General features: G+C 72.3%; 17 protein-coding genes. 7 read left to right on the top strand and 10 right to left on the bottom strand.

Annotation, left to right across the window (positions count from 1 at the left end; translation table 11 throughout):
* Window positions 1–8: 8 nt before the first annotated feature.
* The 5 genes from O7619_RS00775 to O7619_RS00755 form a co-directional block, all read right to left on the bottom strand.
* Window positions 9–1,376 carry a GH1 family beta-glucosidase gene (locus tag O7619_RS00775; protein ID WP_282285039.1) on the bottom strand — a complete coding sequence of 456 codons (1,368 nt, stop codon included), beginning with the start codon at window positions 1,374–1,376 and terminating at the stop codon, window positions 9–11.
* Window positions 1,373–2,206, bottom strand: coding sequence for a carbohydrate ABC transporter permease (locus tag O7619_RS00770; protein WP_282285038.1), 834 nt, complete (start codon window positions 2,204–2,206; stop codon window positions 1,373–1,375). Before O7619_RS00770 ends, O7619_RS00775 begins: the two co-directional genes overlap by 4 nt.
* Entirely contained in the window at window positions 2,203–3,192 is a 990-nt protein-coding gene (locus O7619_RS00765) for a sugar ABC transporter permease (protein WP_282285037.1), read from the bottom strand. Before O7619_RS00765 ends, O7619_RS00770 begins: the two co-directional genes overlap by 4 nt.
* Window positions 3,193–3,261: 69 nt before the next feature.
* A complete protein-coding gene (locus tag O7619_RS00760; protein WP_282285035.1) occupies window positions 3,262–4,569 on the bottom strand; it encodes an extracellular solute-binding protein in 1,308 nt (435 codons plus the stop codon).
* 176 nt (window positions 4,570–4,745) lie between these two features.
* Window positions 4,746–5,501: a maleylpyruvate isomerase family mycothiol-dependent enzyme gene (locus O7619_RS00755; protein ID WP_282285034.1), complete on the bottom strand. Its 756-nt coding sequence runs from the start codon at window positions 5,499–5,501 to the stop codon at window positions 4,746–4,748.
* A gap of 127 nt (window positions 5,502–5,628) precedes the next feature.
* On the opposite strand from O7619_RS00755, the gene O7619_RS00750 reads away from it, so the two are divergent.
* The gene (locus O7619_RS00750) at window positions 5,629–6,663 is read left to right on the top strand and encodes a UDP-N-acetylmuramate dehydrogenase (protein ID WP_282289000.1); all 1,035 of its coding nucleotides are present in this window, start codon (window positions 5,629–5,631) and stop codon (window positions 6,661–6,663) included.
* Between the two features lie 145 nt (window positions 6,664–6,808).
* On the opposite strand, the gene O7619_RS00745 is transcribed toward O7619_RS00750, so the two are convergent.
* A complete protein-coding gene (locus tag O7619_RS00745; protein ID WP_282285033.1) occupies window positions 6,809–7,591 on the bottom strand; it encodes a class I SAM-dependent methyltransferase in 783 nt (260 codons plus the stop codon).
* Window positions 7,591–8,355 (bottom strand): SDR family oxidoreductase, encoded by a 765-nt coding sequence (locus O7619_RS00740; protein WP_282285032.1) that lies wholly within the window; start codon window positions 8,353–8,355, stop codon window positions 7,591–7,593. The genes O7619_RS00745 and O7619_RS00740 overlap by 1 nt, the downstream gene beginning before the upstream one ends.
* A 171-nt stretch (window positions 8,356–8,526) precedes the next feature.
* Here O7619_RS00740 and mshA point away from each other — a divergent pair, with 171 nt between their 5' ends.
* From mshA to O7619_RS30115, 3 genes are all read left to right on the top strand, one after another.
* A complete protein-coding gene (gene mshA / locus O7619_RS00735) occupies window positions 8,527–9,888 on the top strand; it encodes a D-inositol-3-phosphate glycosyltransferase (protein WP_282285031.1) in 1,362 nt (453 codons plus the stop codon).
* A 49-nt stretch (window positions 9,889–9,937) separates the two neighbouring features.
* Window positions 9,938–10,471, top strand: a complete 534-nt coding sequence (locus O7619_RS00730; protein WP_281586463.1) for a YbjN domain-containing protein — start codon at window positions 9,938–9,940, stop codon at window positions 10,469–10,471.
* A 77-nt stretch (window positions 10,472–10,548) separates the two neighbouring features.
* Window positions 10,549–11,595, top strand: coding sequence for a hypothetical protein (locus O7619_RS30115; RefSeq protein ID WP_348774347.1), 1,047 nt, complete (start codon window positions 10,549–10,551; stop codon window positions 11,593–11,595).
* A gap of 371 nt (window positions 11,596–11,966) precedes the next feature.
* On the opposite strand, the gene O7619_RS00715 is transcribed toward O7619_RS30115, so the two are convergent.
* Window positions 11,967–13,211 (bottom strand): MFS transporter, encoded by a 1,245-nt coding sequence (locus O7619_RS00715; protein ID WP_282285027.1) that lies wholly within the window; start codon window positions 13,209–13,211, stop codon window positions 11,967–11,969.
* 58 nt (window positions 13,212–13,269) lie between these two features.
* Window positions 13,270–14,595, bottom strand: coding sequence for an MFS transporter (locus O7619_RS00710; RefSeq protein ID WP_348774346.1), 1,326 nt, complete (start codon window positions 14,593–14,595; stop codon window positions 13,270–13,272).
* Between the two features lie 150 nt (window positions 14,596–14,745).
* Between O7619_RS00710 and O7619_RS00705 the strand changes: the two genes are divergently transcribed.
* Entirely contained in the window at window positions 14,746–15,513 is a 768-nt protein-coding gene (locus O7619_RS00705; RefSeq protein WP_282285025.1) for a phosphoglyceromutase, read from the top strand.
* Window positions 15,514–15,609: 96 nt separating this feature from the next.
* Here the strand turns inward: O7619_RS00705 and phoU are convergent, their stop codons facing one another.
* Window positions 15,610–16,254, bottom strand: coding sequence for a phosphate signaling complex protein PhoU (gene phoU, locus O7619_RS00700; protein WP_282285023.1), 645 nt, complete (start codon window positions 16,252–16,254; stop codon window positions 15,610–15,612).
* Window positions 16,255–16,533: 279 nt separating this feature from the next.
* On the opposite strand from phoU, the gene O7619_RS00695 reads away from it, so the two are divergent.
* Window positions 16,534–17,748 carry an ATP-binding protein gene (locus tag O7619_RS00695; RefSeq protein ID WP_282288998.1) on the top strand — a complete coding sequence of 405 codons (1,215 nt, stop codon included), beginning with the start codon at window positions 16,534–16,536 and terminating at the stop codon, window positions 17,746–17,748.
* Between the two features lie 20 nt (window positions 17,749–17,768).
* Window positions 17,769–18,452, top strand: a complete 684-nt coding sequence (locus tag O7619_RS00690) for a response regulator transcription factor (RefSeq protein WP_282285021.1) — start codon at window positions 17,769–17,771, stop codon at window positions 18,450–18,452.
* Window positions 18,453–18,874 lie beyond the last annotated feature (422 nt).

The following is an 18,874-nucleotide window of genomic DNA, read 5'->3' as shown; positions in this document are numbered from 1 at the left end:
CCACCTCGTCACAGCCCGTTCCGGGCGATCACCTCCTGGTACCAGCGGGCGCTCTGCTTGGGCGTGCGCCGCTGGGTCAGGTAGTCGACGTGGACGATCCCGAACCGCTTCCGGTATCCCTCGGCCCATTCGAAGTTGTCCAGCAACGACCATACGAGATAGCCGCGCAGGTCGACCCCGCGGGCGATGGCCTCGTGCGCGGCGCGCAGGTGCCCGTCGAGGTAGGCGATCCGGTCGGCGTCGGCCACCCGGCCCGAGGAGTCCCGGGTGGCGTCCGGGAACGCGCCGCCGTTCTCGGTGATCAGCAGCGGCAGCCCGGGGTGGTCGGCGGCCACCCGCTCCAGCAGCCGGGTCAGCCCGGCCGGCTCGATCGACCAGCCCATGTCGGTGAGCGAACCGGTCGCCGGCTGGAACTCGACCGCGCCGGCGGTGCCCGGGTAGGCGTCGCTGCCCCCGCCGTCCGGCCGCCCGGCCACGTAGGTGGGCGAGTAGTAGTTCAGGCCGAGCAGGTCCAGCGGCGCAGCGATGATCTTCTCGTCGCCGTCCCGGACGAAGTCCGTCGGCACGATCCGGTTGACGTGCGCCAGCACGTCCGCCGGGTAGCCGGCGCCGGTCAGCGGGTCCAGGAAGATCCGGTTGTGCAGGCCGTCGACGAGCCGCACCGCCTCGGCGTCCGCCGCGCTGCCGGCGTCCGCCGGCTGCACGTCGGCCAGGTTGAGCGTGATCCCGAGCGTCTCCGCGCCGGCCGCGCGCAACGCCCGCGCGGCCAGTCCGTGGCCGAGCAACAGATGGTGTACGGCCCGGAAGGCGTCCCCCGGGTCGCGTCGGCCCGGCGCGTGCACCCCGGCGCCGTACCCGAGGTACGCCGAGCACCACGGCTCGTTGAGCGTGGTCCAGGTGTGGACCCGGTCGCCGAGGCGGCGGTGCACGGCGACGGCGTACTCGGCGAAGTGCTCGGCGGTCTCCCGGACGGCCCAGCCGCCCCGGTCCTCGAGCGCCTGCGGCAGATCCCAGTGGTAGAGCGTGGCGATCGGGTCGATGCCCCGGGCCAGCAGCGCGTCGGTCAGCCGGTCGTAGAAGTCCAGCCCGCGCGGTTCGACCGGGCCGGCGCCGTCCGGCCGGACCCGGGGCCAGGACACCGAGAACCGGTACGCCCGCAGCCCCAGCTCGGCCATCAGCGCCACGTCCTGCGCGTACCGGTGGTAGTGGTCGCAGGCCACGTCGCCGGTGTGGCCCTGGGACACCGCGCCCGGCGTACGGCTGAAGGTGTCCCAGATCGACGGGCCGCGACCGTCCTCGCGGGCGGCGCCCTCGATCTGGTACGCGGCGGTGGCCGCCCCCCAGACGAAGCCCTCGGGGAATCGCCGCTCACTCATGCCTTCACCGCACCTTCCATGATCCCGCCGATGATCTGGCGGCCGAACAGGACGAAGACCAGCAGCAGGGGCAGCGTGGCGATGGCCGTGCCGGTGAACACCTGCGACATGTCCTGGTAGTACCCGTCGGAGAGGGCCCGCAGCGACAACTGCACGGTCGGGTTCTCCGGGTCGTTGAGCACCGCGTACGGCCAGAGGAAGTCGTTCCAGGTGGTCATGAACGTGAGCAGGCCGAGCACGGCGGCGGCCGGGCGCAGCGCGGGCAGCACCACGTTCCAGTAGATCCGGGCGGTGTTGCACCCGTCCATCCGGGCCGCCTCGATCAGTTCGGTGCTGACCGCCTGGCCGGCGTACTGGCGCATCATGAACACGCCGAAGCCGGTGACGAGCGCCGGCACGATGACGGCGGGCAGCCGGTCGTTCCAGTTCAGCTTCGTCATCAGCAGGTAGAGCGGGATCACGCCGAGCTGGGTGGGGACCATCATGGTGGCGACGATGGTCAGCAGCAGCGCGTTGCGCCCGCGGAAGCGCAGCTTGGCGAAGGCGAACCCGGCCAGCGTGGAGAAGAACACCACCGAGATCGTCACGGTGGTGGCCACGATCGCCGAGTTGATCAGACCGGTGAGGAAGTAGGCGTCGGTGTTGTCGAACAGCCGCGCGATGTTGGCGCCGAGGTTGCCGCCGGGCGTGAGCGGCGGCGGGACCTGGCCCATCGCGTCGCTGGTGCGGCTGGCGACCACGAACATCCAGTAGATCGGGAAGACCGACAGCGCGGCCGAGAGCGCCAGCGCCAGGTAGGTGAGCCGGCTGGCCGACCAGAGGCGGGTCATCGGGAGACCTCCTTGCGGGTGCCGCCGCCGAGCCGGCGCAGGAGCAGGACGTTTATCGCCGCGACCACCGCGATCAGCGCGAAGAGCAGCCAGGCGACGGCCGAGCCGTAGCCGAAGTTGTAGTGCGGCGCGAAGGCGTTCTCGAACATGTACATGGTCACCGTCTGCGACTCGCGCAGCGGCCCACCGCGGATGGCGTTGGTGCCGGAGTTGAACATCCGCGGCTCGGTGAAGAGCTGGAGGCCGCCGATGGTGGAGATGATGACCGCGAAGACGATCGTCGGCTTGAGCAGCGGCACGGTGATGGACCAGAACTGCCGGGCCCGGCCGGCGCCGTCGATCGCCGCCGACTCGTACAGGTCGCGCGGGATGGCCTGCATGGCGGCCAGGAAGATCAGCGCGTTGTAGCCGGTCCACCGCCAGTCGACCATGGTGGAGATGGCGACCCAGGCGGCGAACCTGTTGGCCTTCCAGTCGATCGCGTTCACCCCGACGTGGTCGAGCACCCAGTTGATCATCCCGAAGTCGCGGCCGAACAGCACCGCGAACACGATCGCCACCGCGGCGGTCGAGGTGACGTTCGGGACCAGCACCGCCATCCGCCAGGTGGTGCGGGCGCGGAGCTGGCGGTTGAGCAGGTTGGCCAGCCAGAGCGCGGCCAGCAGTTGCGGGACGGTGGAGATGACGAAGATGCCGAGCGTGTTGACCACGGAGTGCCAGAAGTCCGGGTCGGCCAGCAACTGGCTGTAGTTGTCGAACCCGATGAACGGGTGCTCGGCGCCGAGCAGGTCCCAGTCGTGCAGCGAGACCCAGAACGTGTACGCCAGCGGGTAGGCCCCGAAGACGCCGAAGAGCAGGAAGAACGGGGCGACGAAGAGGTAGGGCGAGTATCTGGTGTCGAGCCGGCTGAGCCGCAGGGCCCGGTCGGCGCGGGGGGCGCGGGGGGCCGGTGCGACCGGCGGGCGGGCGTCGAGCTGGACGGCCATGACCTGAGAACTCCTTTCCGCCGTGCGGGCGGCACCCGTCGCCGGGGCCGCCCGCACGCGCTGCTCGGGTTACTTGGCGGCGGCCTTCTCGGCGTTCGACACGGCGTCGGTCCAGCCCTGCTCCGGGGTGCGCTTGCCCAACTCCACGGTGCGTACGGCGTTCTCCACCTCGGTGCGGACGGCCTGGTTCTTCGGGCCCATGTAGACCGGCTTCAGGTTCTTGGCGCCCTCGGCGAAGATCTTGCCGACCGGGGCCTCGGAGAAGTAGGCGTTCGTCGACTCGAGGATCGCCGGGTCCGCCAGCGCCTGCGGCGACGACGGCAGCGGGCCCTTCGCCTTGAACGCGCCGATCTGGCCCTTGGCGCTGGTCAGGAACTTGGCCAGCTCGATCGCCTCGGCCTGGTGCTTGCTCTGCTTCGGAACGGCGAGGAAGGAACCACCCCAGTTGCCGCCGTCGCCGGGGATCTGGGCGATGTCCCACTTGCCCTTGGCGCCGGGGCCGGCGTTGCCCTCGATCACGCCGGTCATCCAGGCCGGGCAGGCGATGGTGGCGAACTTCGACTGCTTGAACGCCGACACCCACTCCTCCGACCAGGAGCCGTACTTCCCGGAGAGGCCGGAGTCGATGATGTCCATCGTGGTGTCGTACGCCTGCCGTACCGCCGGGTTGCTGCCCACGACGAGGTTGTTGCTCGTGTCGTAGTAGCTGTAGCCGCTGGTGTTGCCGGCGGTCTGGAGCAGGATGGTGTTGAACGTGTTGGTCGCGGCGTCCAGGAACGCGGCGCCGGTCTTCTTCGCGGTGAACTGCTCGCCGACCTTGACGTAGTCCGACCAGGTGGGCCAGAGCTTCGACACGGCCTCCCGGTCGGTGGGCAGGCCGGCGGAGGCGAACAGGTCCGTGCGGTAGCACATGGCCATGCCGCCGACGTCGGTGCCGAGGCCGATGAGCTGCTTGCCGTCGGCGGTGAGCCCCTGGTTCCACTTCCAGTCGAGGAAGTTGCCCTTCAGGTCGGCCGCGCCGTGGTCGAGCAGGTTGACGAAGTTCTGCGGGTTGGCCTTGTACTCGACGAGCAGCCCTTCCTCGATGGCGACGATGTCGCCGGCGCCCTTGCCGGCGGCGAGCCACTGGGTGAGCTTCGGCGAGTATTCGTCGAGGTTGCTGCCGGTGCCCCGCTCGACGATCTTCACGCCGGGGTGGCTGGCCATGTACTCCTGGTAGAGATCCGCGTAGCCGAACTGGCCGAAGACGTCGACGGTGAGCGTGACCGGCCCGTCGGCGGCGGCCTCGTCGTCGCCGCCGCAGCCGGTGGTGCCGAGCAGTGCGGTGGCGGCGACCAGGGCCACCGCCGCCAGTCGACGGCGCGTGAAGGTGAGCATGCTGTCCTGACCTCTCGGGGTCGTAACGGGTGGTGGAAGGCGGTTCCGGTACTAAGAGAGCGCTCTCTCGACAGCCTGGTGGGTGGCCCGCGACCGTGTCAAGAGAGCGCTCTCAGAGCGTCCGAAAAAAGCGGAGAGGGGCGGTCATCGCCCCTCTCCGCCCAGATTCGACGCGGTCAGCCCGCGCGCAGGCCGTCCAACAGACCGCGGTCGCCGGCCACCCCGAGCGTGTCGAAGCTGATCCGGCCCATCAACGCCAGCAGCAGGTCGCTCGCCGTGCCGGTCACCTGCGCCCGGGCCCGGTGGTCGTCGTGATCCAGAATCGTCGCGGTGTCCAGCAACGCGACCCCCTCGCCGCGCAGGCGCAGATACCACTCCTGGGCGGCGTCCGTCGCGGTCAACTGGACCACCCCGTGCCACGGACCCGAGCCGCGCCGCCGGCCCGCCGGCAGCCAGGTGTCCAACACCTCGCTCACCCCGTCGGCGGCGAGCTTGGACTCGATCGGGTCACCCGCGCCGATGGCGAGCTGGGCGTCCCAGCGGTGCACCGCCGTCTCGTGCGCCATCCGGCGCGGCCAGAAACCCGCCTTCTTCGGCTGCGGCGCGAAGTTCCACGCCGGGGCCTCCGGGTCCAACCCGTCGAAGATCCCGGTCAGGCGCTCGTATTCCTGGACATACCACTGGGCCGGGGTGAGACCGGCCGGCGGCTCCGGCTCGTGCCGCTCCGGCCGGCTGGTCGAGCCGGCCGCCAACACCGTGCCCGCCCACACGTAGACCCGGGTCAGGTGGTGGGCGAGATCGGTGACCGTCCAGCCGGGACAGGACAGCACCGGTGTCTCGGCAGGCGCCTCCGCCACCGCCGCGGCGAACGCGGGACCCTCCGTCCGCAACGCGCCGATCCAGAAGTCCTTCGTGTGGTGCAGTCTGCTCATCGCCATCCTCCCGGGGGTGACCGGGCCACCAGTGGGTGCCGCGGCTCTCCCTCAGCCTAGGGTGAAAGGCGTGTCAGACGTCTACGCCGAACCGACGACCGCCACCGGACCGACCGGACCGGGCACCCTGGCGCGCTACACCACCCTACGCCTCGGCGGCCCCGCCGGACGACTGGAGATCGCCACCGACGCCATCGAGATCGTCCGCCGGGTGCGCGAGGCGGAGGCCCGCGACGAGGCCGTGCTGCTCCTGGCCGGTGGCAGCAACGTGGTGATCGGCGACCAGGGCTTCCCCGGCACCGTCGTGCTCGTCCGCTCCCGGGGCTTCCAGGTCGTCGCCACCGACGCCGACACCGTCACCGTACGGGTGGCCGCCGGCGAGCCGTGGGACGACCTGGTCGCCGCCACCGTCGAACGCGGCTGGGCGGGACTGGAATGCCTCTCCGGCATCCCCGGCTCGGCCGGCGCGACCCCGATCCAGAACGTCGGCGCGTACGGCCAGGAGGTGGCCGAGACGATCGTCGCCGTCGAGGCGTACGACCGCACGCATCGCGAGGTGGTCCGGCTCGCGGCGGCGGACTGCGGATTCGCCTACCGGGGCAGCGTCTTCAAGTACAGCGACCGCTGGGTGGTGCTCTCGGTCGACTTCCAACTCACCCGCTCGCCGCTCTCCGGCCCGGTCCGCTACGCCGAACTCGCCCGCGCGCTCGGCGTCGAGGTGGGCGACCGGGTGCCGCTTGCCGACGCCCGGGCCACCGTGCGCCGGCTGCGCGCCGGCAAGGGCATGGTGCTCGACCCGGCCGACCCGGACACCCGGTCGGTGGGTTCGTTCTTCACCAACCCGGTGCTGGACCGCGAGGCATACGAGCTGCTCCGGGAGCGGGCGGTCGACGTGGGCGAGCCGCCGCACTGGCCGGGCCCCGGCGACGTGGTGAAGGTCAGCGCGGCCTGGCTGATCGACAAGGCCGGCTTCGGCAAGGGCTACGCCGGCCCGGAGGGCGTCGCCATCTCGACCAAGCACACGCTGGCGCTCACCAACAGGTCCGGCGCGGCGAGCACCGCCGCCCTGGTGGCCCTGGCCCGGGAGATCCGCGACGGCGTGCACGCCCGCTTCGGCGTCCCCCTCCACCCCGAGCCCGTCCTGATCAACTGCACCATCTGACCCCCGCCCCCGTCCCTGGAACGCCAACTGGTCGCGTTGATCTTGGACTTGTGGCACCTCTGATATCGGGCCGAAACCGACATTTATTGGCACCACAAGTCCATGATCGACGGAACGTCCGGGGTTTCGGGAGGGTGGGGTGGGGTCAGGTGGGGGCTGTGGCGGGCCAGGGGAGGGTCACGTAGCCGTGGCGCCACGCGCTCGGGCCGTCCTGGACGGGCCACCCTGACTCTTTCACCGTTGCCACGGTCCGCAGCCAGCGCTGGCGTGGGCCGAACGGGGCGTAGCCGGCGGCGGAGCGCCAGGCGTGCTCCAGCGCGTCGAGCAGGTCGTGCACGCGCTCACCGGGCACGTTGCGGTGGATCAGCGCCTTCGGCAATCGCTCGGCGAACGACGCCGGGCTCTCCAGCGTGGTCAGCTTCGCGGCCAGGGTGAGCGTGCGCGGGCCGGCGCCGTCGAGCAGCACCCAGGCGCCCAGCCGCCCCAGCTCGTCGCAGGTCCCCTCGACCAGCAGCCCGCCGGGCGCCAGCCGGTCGGTGACCGTGCGCCAGGCGTCGGCCACCTCGCCCTCGTCGTACTGGCGCAGCACGTTGAACGCCCGCACCAGGGCGGGACGCAGCCCGGCCAGCTCGAAGCCGCCCCGGGCGAACGTGAGACCGGGCGGGTCGGCGGTCGGCTCGGCGGCGGCCACCCGTACCGGATCGATCTCCAGCCCGACCACCCGCACGTCCGCGCGGACCCGGGCGGCGAGCCGGGCCCGCAGTTCCCACGGGGTGACCGGGGTGGCGCCGTAGCCCAGGTCCACCACCAGCGGGTCGGCGGCGGCGCGGAGCGCGTCGCCGCAGGCCCCGACGATCCAGTTGTCCACCCGCCGGAGCCGGTTCGGATTCGTCGTGCCCCGGGTGACGACGCCGAGCGGCCGTTCCATCAGAACTTCCGGTGCACCTTGTGCTGGGCGGCCTGGGCCAGCGGGCGGACCACGAGCTGGTCGACGTTGACATGGTGCGGGCGGGTGGCGCACCAGGCGACGCAGTCGGCGACGTCGTCGGCGACCAGCGGCTCGGCCACCCCGGCGTAGACCGCCTCGGCGCGGTCGGCGTCACCGCCGAAGCGGACCAGGCCGAACTCCTCGGTCCGCACCATGCCGGGGTCGATCTCGACCACCCGGACCGGCCGGCCGGACAGTTCCAGCCGCAGCGTGCCGGCGATCGCGGTCTGCGCGTGCTTGGCCGCCGTGTAGCCGCCGCCACCCTCGTAGACGACGTGCCCGGCGGTCGAGCCGACGATCACCACGGTGCCCGCGCCGGAGCGCTCCAGCGCGGGGAGCAGCGCCTTGGTGACCCGCAGCGTGCCGAGCACGTTGACGTCGTACATCCACTGCCAGTCGCCCACGTCGGCGGTCTCCACCGGGTCCAGGCCGCGGGCCCCGCCGGCGTTGTTCACCAGCAGGGTGACCGGGCCGGGCGCGGCGTCCGCCGCGGCGGCCAGGTCGGCGACGGACCCGTCCGAGGTCACGTCGCAGGCCACCGCGGTGGCCGCGCCGCCGGCCGCCTCGATCTCCGCGACCAGCGCGGCCAACCGGTCGGTACGCCGCGCGGCGGCGAGCACGTGGAAACCCTCGGCGGCCAGCCGGCGGGCGGTGGCCGCGCCGATCCCGCTGGACGCTCCGGTGACGATGGCGACAGAGGTCATCCGGACATTCTCTCCCGCCGCCCCGCCCCGCGCCGTGATGAGGTCCGTCACGCCCGGGAACCCGCGTCAGGCATTTCCGAACCCCGATGGGGAAGATGACATCCGGCGTACGGGTTGACCGAGAAGCGCCGGTCGTGCGGGACGGCATCAACCGTGACAGAGGGAGCGGACGTGGCGGAGTTGCACACCGGTGTCGGTCGTCAGCGTGGTGCCCTGCCGTGGCCCCGGCCCCGCCGCATCGCCACCCTCTCGGTGCACACCTCGCCGCTGCACCAACCCGGCACCGGTGACGCGGGCGGCATGAACGTCTACATCCTGGAGGTCGCCCGCCGGCTGGCCGCGGCCGACGTCGAGGTGGAGATCTTCACCCGGGCCACCTCCGGCGACCTGCCCCCGGTGGTGGAGATGGCCCCCGGGGTGACCGTCCGGCACGTCACCGCCGGGCCGCTGGAGGGGCTGACCAAGGAGGAACTGCCAGGCCAGCTCTGCGCCTTCACCGCCGGCGTGCTGCGCGCCGAGGCGGCTCGCCCGCCGGGCCACTACGACCTGATCCACTCGCACTACTGGCTCTCCGGGCAGGTCGGTTGGCTGGCCAAGGAGCGGTGGGGCGTCCCGCTGGCGCACACCGCGCACACCCTCGCCAAGGTCAAGAACGCCCGGCTCGCCGCCGGGGACCGGCCCGAGCCGAAGGCCCGGGTGATCGGCGAGGAGCAGGTGGTCGCCGAGGCGGAGCGCCTGATCGCCAACACCCGGGTGGAGGCCCGCGACCTGCTCGACCGGTACGCGGCCGACCCCGGTCGGGTGGCCGTGGTGGAGCCGGGCGTGGACCTGGACCGGTTCCGCCCCGCCCCGGGCGACCGGGAGGCCGCGGCCCGCGCCGCCCGCCGCCGTCTCGGCCTGCCGGTCGACGGGTACGTGGTCGCGTTCGTCGGCCGGATCCAGCCGCTCAAGGCGCCGGACGTGCTGATCCGCGCCATCGCCGCGCTGCGGGAACGGGAGCCGGCGCTCGCCCGCGAGCTGACCGTGGTGATCTGCGGCGGTCCGAGTGGCAGTGGGCTGGACCGACCCACCGCGCTGATCGAGCTGTCCCACTCGCTCGGCGTGGCCGACCGGGTGCGTTTCCTGCCGCCGCGGATCGGCGAGGACCTGCCCGCCCTCTACCGGGCCGCCGACCTGGTCGCCGTACCGTCGCACAACGAGTCGTTCGGGTTGGTCGCGCTGGAGGCCCAGGCATGTGGCACGCCGGTGCTGGCCGCCGCCGTGGGCGGCCTGGTCACCGCGGTACGCGACGGCGTCAGCGGGATGCTCATCGACGGACACGACCCGGTCGACTGGGCGCGCGCCCTGGCCCGCCTGCTGCCCGAGCGGAGGCGTCGGGCCGCGCTGGCGCGCGGGGCGGAGCGGCACGCCCGCGACTTCTCCTGGGACCGGACCGTCTCCGGCCTGCTCACGGTCTACGGGGAGGCGATCACCGAACACCGGGCCCGGCTGGCCGGCCGGCTCGGCGACCCGGCCCTCGCCTGCTCCTGGTGACCGCGCCGCCGCCCGGCGACCACAGCCCGGCGACCGTAGAGTGGGTGCGATGAGCCGCACGAGTGAGGTCGCCGCCCTGATCGAGGCCGTCTGCGCGGAGCGCGAGCTGGAGTGGGAGTCGACCGGCGAGACGTCGTACGCGGTGACCCTGCCGGGCACGCACAAGCTCAAGACGATCTGCAACCTGATCGTCGGCGAGCACGCGCTGCGGATCGAGGCGTTCGTGATGCGCCAGCCCGACGAGCGCCGCGAGGAGCTGTGGGCCTGGCTGCTCCAACGCAACGCGCGGATGTACGGCGTCTCGTTCTCCATCGACGCGGTCGGCGACGTCTACCTGACCGGCCGGGTCAACCTGGCCGGCGTCGACGCGGACGAGCTGGACCGCCTGTTCGGCTCCGTGCTCACCTACGCCGACGAGTCGTTCGACAGCATGCTGGAGATCGGGTTCGGCACCGCCATCCGCCGGGAGTGGGAGTGGCGGGTCAAGCGGGGCGAGTCGACCGCCAACCTGGCCGCGTTCGCCCACCTCTTCGAGCCCTCGGCCCCGGCCGGCTCGGCCGCCGGAGGTTCGGAGCCCTCCTGACGGGTATGCCGCACCGCGCGGTGCGGAGCACTGGGACCCACCGCGGGCCGAGGACGGACTGTCGAGGAGCGTGTCCCATGGCTCAGCGCAACAGCTCAGGTCGCGGCGCGACTGCGACCCGCACCAAGCGGCAAACCGGTAACCGGACCCCGAACACCCCGATGGTGTCGGAGTCCGAGATCTCCCGGATGAAGGTGGACGACATCCGGGGCCAGCTCCGCCGTCGTGGGGTCTCCGGGACCTCCACGCTGCGCAAGCCGGAGCTGGTGAAGACACTCGCGCGGACCATGCGCGCGGAGGGGCGTGGCGGCGCGGCCCGGCGGAGCACCGGCCCGGCCGGCCGGCCCTCGGGCACCCGCAGGGCAGGGGCCGCGAAGAAGACCACCGCGGCGAGGAAGAGCACCATGGCCTCGCGTCGCGCGGCGACGCCGGCCAAGTCCGCCCCGGCCGCCCGGGCGACCGGGGCCAGGGCCAAGGCGACGGGTACGCGCAAGGCGGCGCCCGCTCGGGCGAAGGCGACCCCGTCCCGGGCGAAGGCGGCCCCCTCCCGGGCGAAGGCAGCAGCCCCGTCCCGGGCGAAGGCCACCGGGTCGCGGGCGAAGGCGGCTCCGGCGCGCGCGACGGCCGCGTCGGCGCGGGCGAAGGCGACGCCGTCCCGGGCCAAGGCCGCGCCGTCCCGGGCGAAGGCCGCCCCGTCTCGCGCCAAGGCCGCCCCGTCGCGGGCGAAGGCGGCGCCGGCTCGTGCGCAGGCCGCGCCGACGCGGGGGCCGGCGTCCAGCCGGTCGATCGGGTCCTCGCAGCTCATCATGTCGCTCGCGGATCGTCCGGAGCGTCCGGGGCGCAGTCTGGTGACCCGTAATCACGAGGTGATCCAGCGTTGGGCCCGGGCCCGGGGGGCGAAGCCGGCCACCATCGCCGGCACCGAGCGGGGCGACCGGCCCGGGGTGCTGACCTTCAACATTCCGGGCTACCGGGAGAGCAGCCGGATTCGGGAGATCCCCTGGGACGACTGGTTCCGGACATTCGACTCGCGGCGGCTGAATCTGATCTATCAGGAGCAGATGCGGGACGGCCGGCAGAGCAACTTCTTCCGCACGGAGAACCCGAATCGCGAGGACGGCTGAGGGTTTACGGGAATGGTTGCCGGGAACTCCGTGTTGGCGATGGTCGGAGGCGGGAGCAGGGACGGGCGGATTTCCGACATCGGTGCTGTGACCGGTAAGACAGCGATGCGGGTTGAATCCAGAATCTGCGCGAACTAGCTTTATTGCACCGCGTTGCGCTTGTTTTCGTTCGGGGGAGCGGCGGATCGATCAGATCCGCGCAAGCGATGCGCGATGATCGGGTGGAGCACACCGTTGGGGGACGGTGCCGCCCGTGGAAACCGGCGGCGCGAGCGGGCGACGCTTACGGGGGTGAGTGTCGCCCGCCGCCGCCGGGCGTACGGTCAGAGCGCCCATCTCGACGGGGGTCGGGGTGGGCGCTCTGCCGTTGTTCAGCGGACCTTCTCCGGCTCCCGGACGGCGGCCCGCAACGCGGCGATCCGGCGTTCCCGAGGGCCACCGGCGAGCAGGTGACCGGCCGCGGCGCACAGGCCCAGCCCGCCCACCACCAGCCAGTGCCGCTCGCCGAGATGCTCCAGGCTGAGCCCGCCGAGCGCGGGCGCCACGAAGGACGCCGCCGGGAACGTCAGGTAGAAGACCGACTGGTAGCGGGCCCGCAGCCGGGGCGGGGCCAGGTCGGCGTTGATCTGGGCGTTCGGCGGGGCGGCGAGCATCTGCCCGACCGTCCAGACCACCGCCGCGCCGAGATACAGCGGCAGCCCGTCGGCGACGGTCAACGTGCCGAACCCGAGCGCCATCAGCCCGGTGGAGACGGCCAGCACGGTGGAGGAGCGGTACGCCCCGATCAGCCGGGGCACGAACAACTGCCCGACCACGATGAGCGCCCCGCCGAGCGCCACCACCAGCCCGTACGCGGTGGGGCGCAGTCCGTCCGCGCGCATCGCCAGCGGCATGATCGTCGACGTCTGCATGGTCAGCACGGCCAGCAGGAAGGTCAGCCCGACGAACGCGAGGAAGGTGCGGTCGGTGAGCGCGGTGTGCAGCCCGGGCCGCCGGCCCGGCACGGCCCGCGGGGTCACCGCCTGGCGGGCCAACGTCTCGGGCACCGTGAGCGCGATGACCACGGCCGCGGCCAGCGTGGCCCCGGCGTCGACCAGGAACAGCGCCAGGAAGCTCGCCTCGGCGAGCACGCCGGCCAGCAGCGACGCCACCGCCATGCCCAGGTTGAACGCCCAGAACTGGAGGTTGAACGCCCGGGACCGGGCCGCCTGCGGCACCACGTCCACGATGGCCGCCACGAACGCGGGACCCGGCATCGAGTGCGCCACCCCGACGAGCGTGGCCAGTACGGCGATCACCGCCAGGTGCCGGCTGAACGCCAGCGCCGCCATCAACCCGGCCGCGGTCAGGTGGGCGGCGAGCAGCGTGGACCGGCGGCCCCACCGGTCGGCCAGGACGCCGCCGAGCAGCGTGCCGGCCGCGCCGCCGATGCCGTACGCGCCGACGACGAGCCCGGCCAGCGAGGGCGAGGCGTCCCGCGCGGAGGTGAGGTAGAGCGACAGGAACAGCAGCGCGAACGCGCCGGCCCGGTTGATCAGCAGCCCGGTCCAGAGGTACCAGAAGGTGGCGGGCAGTCCGCCGGCCGTGTCGTCCCACAAGCGCCGCAGGCCGTGCACCCGTCCTCCAGGAAGGTTTCCTTACCGATACGCCCAGGTACCGTACCCAGCGGCGTACTCAGGAACCGACCTGGACCGGCGCGGCGGGTGACGTGGCCGCGGCCTCGGCCGCCTCGGGCGCCGGGGTGCGGGCCAGGGTGACCGGCGCGACCGCCGTCCCGGCGGCGCGGAGCCGGGTGGCGCGACGCTCCCGCGCCGGGCCGGAGACCAGGTGCGCGACCGCCGCCACGGCGCCGACCCCGGCGCAGGCCAGCCAGAGCGCGGTGTTGCCGGCCTGCTCCCGGAGCAGGCCGCCGAGGATCGGCGCGCTGGCGCCGGCGAGCTGCCAGGAGAGCGAGAAGGCGCCCTGGTAGCGACCGCGCAGCGCGGCCGGCGACAACTCCGCGATCAGGGTGGCGTTGGAGGGCGAGTTGAGCATCTCGCCGAGCGTCCAGATCAGCACCGTGAGCCCGTAGAGCCAGATCGTGTCGGCGAACGCGGTGAGCCCGAACCCGACCCCCATGATGATTGCGGCGAGCGCCAGCACGTGCGACCGGCTCCGGCCGGAGATGAGCCGGGGCACGAAGAGCTGCCCGATCACGATGAGGACGCCGTTGAGCGCGATCACCGAGCCGTAGGTGGCGGGGCTGAGCCCGGCGTCGGCCATGGCGATCGGCAGCATCGAGATGTGCTGGAGGAAGACGAGCGCGCCGAGCAGGTTGAGCGCCACGAAGCCGAGGAAGACCCGGTCGCGCAGGATGGTGCGCAGCGCGCCCGCCGGGGCCGGCAGGCTCTTTCCGACCGGGCCGGCCGGCGCGGTCCGGGTCTCGCCCACCCGGGTGAAGATGATCAGTGCGGTGACGAGCGTGGTGGTCGCGTCCACCAGGAAGAGCAGCAGGTAGCCGGCCTCGGCGGCGAGCCCGGCCAGGACGGCCGCGCAGGCGAAGCCGAGGTTGATCGCCCAGTAGTTGAGCGAGAACGCGCGGAGCCGGTCCTTCTCCGGCACCACGTCGATCATCATCGCGCCGAAGGCCGGGCGGGCCGCCTCGGCGAACACGCCCAGCAGCAGCGCGCCCGCCGCCACCGCCCAGAGCGGCCGGGCCAGGCCGAGCGCGACCATCATGGTGGCGGCGCCGAGGTGCGCGGTGAGCAGCGTGGGCCGCCGGCCCCAGCGGTCGGTCAGGGTGCCGCCGACGGTGGTGCCGACCGCGCCGCCGGCGCCCCACAGCCCGATCACCAGACCGGCCTGCGCGGCCGAGAAATGCCGCTGCTGGGTCAGGTAGATGGCGAGGAAGATCAGGACGAACGAGCCGAGCCGGTTGATCAGCGTGCCGGTCCAGAGATACCAGAAGGAACGCGGTAACCCGCCCGCCGTGTCCCGGAACCAACCCTGCACCGTCCGCATCCCCGTGCCCCCGTGTGGTAATGACCGATATATCTCGGATGCCTTACAACCTAGTCCTGCGCCGGAACGCCGGTCATCCGCATTTCCACGTGGTGGTCGTCACCACAGGTCCCCGCGTGTCCGCCCGGCCGGTACGGCAGGATGATCCGCATGACTGCGAGCGAAGGACCGACCGTCGGGACGCTGGTCCTGCTGCGGCACGGCGAGAGCGACTGGAACGCCAAGAACCTCTTCACCGGGTGGGTCGACGTGGACCTGACCGCCAAGGGTGAGACCGAGGCGCGGCGTGGCGGCGAGCTGCTCCGCGAGCACGACCTGCTGCCGGACGTGGTGCACACGAGCGTGATGCGCCGGGCGATCCGCACCGCCGAGCTGGCGCTGAACGCCGCCGACCGGCACTGGATCGCGGTACGCCGGTCGTGGCGGCTCAACGAGCGCCACTACGGCGCCCTCCAGGGCAAGAACAAGAAGCAGACCCTGGACGAGTACGGCGAGGAGCAGTTCATGCTCTGGCGCCGGTCGTACGACACGCCACCGCCGCCGATCGACGACAACGACGAGTGGTCGCAGGTCGGCGACCCTCGGTACGCGCTGCTGCCGACCGAGCTGATGCCGCGCACCGAGTGCCTCAAGGACGTCGTCGAGCGGATGCTGCCCTACTGGTACGACTCGATCGTGCCGGACATCCTGGCCGGCCGGACCGTGCTGGTGGCCGCGCACGGCAACTCGCTGCGCGCGTTGGTCAAGCACCTCGACCAGATCTCCGACGAGGCGATCGCCAAGCTGAACATCCCCACCGGCATCCCGCTGCGCTACGACCTGGACGGCGACCTGCGTCCGCAGGTGCTCGGCGGCACCTACCTCGACCCCGAGGCCGCCAAGGCGGCTGCCGCCGCGGTGGCCAACCAGGGCCGCTGATGTAAGGCGGGGCCCCCTTTTAACGCTTCTGGTAGAGGAAGGGGCCCTTCTTAACACTCCCCTGTTAAGAAGGGCCCCTTCCTTGCTCCCGGTGGGTCAGGCGGACGGCGATCCGGTGATCAGGTAGACCACGTGTTCGCCGGCGTTCACCGCGTGGTCGGCGAAGCGCTCGTAGAAGCGGCCCAGCAGGGTCGCGTCGATCGCCGTCTCCACCCCGTACGGCCAGTCGTCGCCGAGCAGCACGCCGAAGAGACTCTTGTGCAGGTCGTCCATGGCGTCGTCGTCCCGGTCGAGTTCGGCGGCGACGTCGGCGTCGGGCTTGGCCAGCACCGCGCCGATCTTCTCGGCCATCCGGTCGGCGATGCCGGCCATGTCGGTGAAGACCGGCCGCAGCTCGGCCGGCACCGCCGGGGAGGGGTGCCGGCGCAGCGCGGTCTTGGCCACGTGGTCGGCCAGATCGCCCATCCGCTCCAGGTCGGCGGCCACGTGCAGGGCCGTGATCATGGCCCGCAGGTCGGAGGCGACCGGGGCCTGCCGGGCCAGCAGGTCGCAGACCCGCTCCTCCACGTGCCGGTAGAGCTCGTCGATCTCGGCGTCCCGCGCGATCACCGTCTCGGCCGCGCCGCGGTCGGCGGTGAGGAGCGCCTTGGTGGCCTGCCGCATGGCCGCGCGCACCGCCTCGGCCATGTCCACCAGCAGTTGGCTGACAATCTGCAGGTCGGCCCGGAACTCGTCGCGCATCGTCACTTCCTGGGGTCGGGGGCCGCGACCCGAAGCGGGTACGGCGTGAGCAGGTGCGCGCCCCACGGTAGGCCGGACGGCCGGCACCAGGGTGAACGCGGATGAACGACGCGGGACCCATGGGTGAACATTCTCGGAAGCGAGAGTGATTCGTCCTCTTGTGACCGTTCCTTGGGTTAACAATGACCCTACGATCGCCGGGTGGAATGGGCAGTGGCCATCGCGGTGGCCGTGGCGCTGGTGGCCGGACTGGTCGCCGGATCGACGCTGTCCGGTTCCGTGACGGAATGGCGGCGCCGGTGGGCGTCGCGGGGCGGCGGGACCTCCCGCCGTGACGCAGGGAGGCCGACGATTCCGGACGAAGCGCAGGGGGGCCTCTCCGGGCTCGGCCGCAAGACGATCGACTCGCTCCGGGCCGGCGTGGTGGTGCTCGACGCGAACGACACGCCGGTGCTGGTGAACCCGGCGGCCCGGGCGATGGGCCTGCTCCGGGCCGGGGCGACACCGGGTTCGATCGCGGCGCACCCGTTGATCCGTACCCTCGCCGGGCAGGTCCGCCGCACGGGCGTGCGGCGCGAGATCGAGCTCGACCTGCCGCGTGGCCGCGACAGCGCCGGCGACAACCCGCTCGGCGTGCACCTGCGGGCCATGGGGCTGGGTGCCGGCTACATCTCGATCGAGGCGGTCGACGTCACCGAGTCGCACCGCCTGGCCCGGGTGCGTCGGGACTTCGTGGCGAACGTGAGCCACGAGCTGAAGACCCCGATCGGCGCCCTCCAACTGCTCGCCGAGGCGCTCGTCGACGCCACCGAGCCGGCCGGCGACGACGCGCCCGACCTGTCCGAGGACCTGGTCGCCGCGCGGCGGTTCGCCGAACGGATCCAGCACGAGTCGACCCGACTCGGCCGGTTGGTGCAGGAACTGCTGGAACTCACCCGGCTCCAGGGCGCCGAGCCGCAGCCGGCACCCGAACCGGTCTCCGTGGACTGGGTGCTCGCCGAGGTGGTCGACCGGACCCGCACGCCGGCCACCGCCCGCCGGGTGGAGATCGTCGTGGGCGGGCAGCGGGGCCTGACCGTGTACGGGAGCGACAGCCAACTCGCCACCGCGGTGGCGAACCTGGTGGAGAACGCGATCAACTACTCGGCCGAGGACACCACCGTCCGGGTGACCGTGCGGGGCACCGACGAGCACGTCGAGATCGCGGTCGCCGACCAGGGCATCGGCATCGCCCCGAGCGAGGTCGACCGAATCTTCGAGCGCTTCTACCGCGCCGACCAGGCTCGTTCGCGCTCGACCGGCGGCACCGGCCTGGGGCTGGCCATCGTCAAACACATCACCAGCAACCATGGCGGCCGGGTGGATGTGTCGAGCACCCTTGGTGGGGGTTCGACGTTCACCCTCCGGCTGCCTGCCCGCCCCCCGGACGACCTGGAGGCGACACTCGCCTCCGCTGGGATCGAGGCCGGCCCGGCCGAGCTCCGGCAGGTCTGACCACAGGAAAGGAACACCCGTTGAGCCGCGTACTGGTGGTCGAGGACGAAGAATCGTTCTCCGACGCCCTGTCCTACATGCTCCGCAAGGAGGGGTTCGAGGTCTCCGTCGCCGCCACGGGCACCTCCGCCCTCACCGAGTTCGACCGGACCGGCGCCGACATCGTGCTGCTCGACCTGATGCTGCCGGAGATGTCGGGCACGGAGGTCTGCCGTCAGCTCCGCCAGCGGTCGCACGTACCGATCATCATGGTCACCGCCCGGGACAGCGAGATCGACAAGGTGGTCGGCCTGGAGATCGGCGCCGACGACTACGTGACGAAGCCCTACTCGCCGCGTGAGCTGGTCGCCCGGATCCGGGCGGTGCTGCGCCGGCAGACCACCGAGGCGAACGAGACGGGAGCGCCGACGCTCTCCGCCGGTCCGGTCCGGATGGACATCGAGCGGCACGTGGTGACCGTCGACGGTGCTGGCGTGCAACTGCCGCTCAAGGAATTCGAGCTGCTGGAGCTGCTGCTGCGCAACGCCGGCCGGGTGCTCACCCGGGGGCAGCTCATCGACCGCGTCTGGGGCGCCGACTACGTGGGGGACACCAAGACGCTTGACGTGCACGTGAAGCGGTTGCGGTCGAAGATCGAGCCGGAGCCGTCCACACCGCGCTACATCGTCACGGTGCGAGGTCTGGGCTACAAGTTCGAGCCGTGACCGCCCCGGCCGGGCGTGGGTCGGCCCCGGCGCGTGATTGGCGGGAGTGGGGAGCGCTCTCCCGGCGGTCAACTTCATGATCAACTAGAAGGGGCCGGGGTCGAGGCCATCCACTCGGGGCCTTGACGGTGCGCGCGTGGACCGTGACGGGCGTCTGCGGTGCGTGGAGACACCTTCAGCGTTCCCGTCAGGGCTGGGTGCAGCGCGGATGGAGCGTCATGCGTGCGTGTCTGCCGCACTGATACACCCGTGGCGTTCCAGTCGCGCCCTGAGCGGGGGACGGGTGGAACGGTGTGGGTGTCTGCGGTGTCCGGAGACACCCCCGGCGTTCCACTCGTGGGGCTGTGCGGCGCACGGGTGGAACGCCAGGGGTGTCTACCCGAGCGTGGTGTGGCGGGTGTCTGCGGTGTCCGGTTCGGGGG

Origin of the sequence: Micromonospora sp. WMMD998 (assembly GCF_029581235.1) — a bacterium.
In the GTDB taxonomy this organism is placed as follows: domain Bacteria; phylum Actinomycetota; class Actinomycetes; order Mycobacteriales; family Micromonosporaceae; genus Micromonospora.
The sequence above is the reverse complement of the archived record's forward strand: the minus strand, read 5'-3'. Positions and strand labels throughout refer to the sequence as shown.

Coding starts and splice junctions, on each gene's coding strand:
- O7619_RS00775 (WP_282285039.1), bottom strand. CDS start 1,376: ATGAGTGAGCGGCGATTCCCCGAGGGCTTCGTCTGGGGGGCGGCCACC.
- O7619_RS00770 (WP_282285038.1), bottom strand. CDS start 2,206: ATGACCCGCCTCTGGTCGGCCAGCCGGCTCACCTACCTGGCGCTGGCG.
- O7619_RS00765 (WP_282285037.1), bottom strand. CDS start 3,192: ATGGCCGTCCAGCTCGACGCCCGCCCGCCGGTCGCACCGGCCCCCCGC.
- O7619_RS00760 (WP_282285035.1), bottom strand. CDS start 4,569: ATGCTCACCTTCACGCGCCGTCGACTGGCGGCGGTGGCCCTGGTCGCC.
- O7619_RS00755 (WP_282285034.1), bottom strand. CDS start 5,501: ATGAGCAGACTGCACCACACGAAGGACTTCTGGATCGGCGCGTTGCGG.
- O7619_RS00745 (WP_282285033.1), bottom strand. CDS start 7,591: ATGGAACGGCCGCTCGGCGTCGTCACCCGGGGCACGACGAATCCGAAC.
- O7619_RS00740 (WP_282285032.1), bottom strand. CDS start 8,355: ATGACCTCTGTCGCCATCGTCACCGGAGCGTCCAGCGGGATCGGCGCG.
- O7619_RS00730 (WP_281586463.1), top strand. CDS start 9,938: ATGAGCCGCACGAGTGAGGTCGCCGCCCTGATCGAGGCCGTCTGCGCG.
- O7619_RS30115 (WP_348774347.1), top strand. CDS start 10,549: ATGGCTCAGCGCAACAGCTCAGGTCGCGGCGCGACTGCGACCCGCACC.
- O7619_RS00710 (WP_348774346.1), bottom strand. CDS start 14,595: ATGCGGACGGTGCAGGGTTGGTTCCGGGACACGGCGGGCGGGTTACCG.
- O7619_RS00705 (WP_282285025.1), top strand. CDS start 14,746: ATGACTGCGAGCGAAGGACCGACCGTCGGGACGCTGGTCCTGCTGCGG.
- phoU (WP_282285023.1), bottom strand. CDS start 16,254: ATGCGCGACGAGTTCCGGGCCGACCTGCAGATTGTCAGCCAACTGCTG.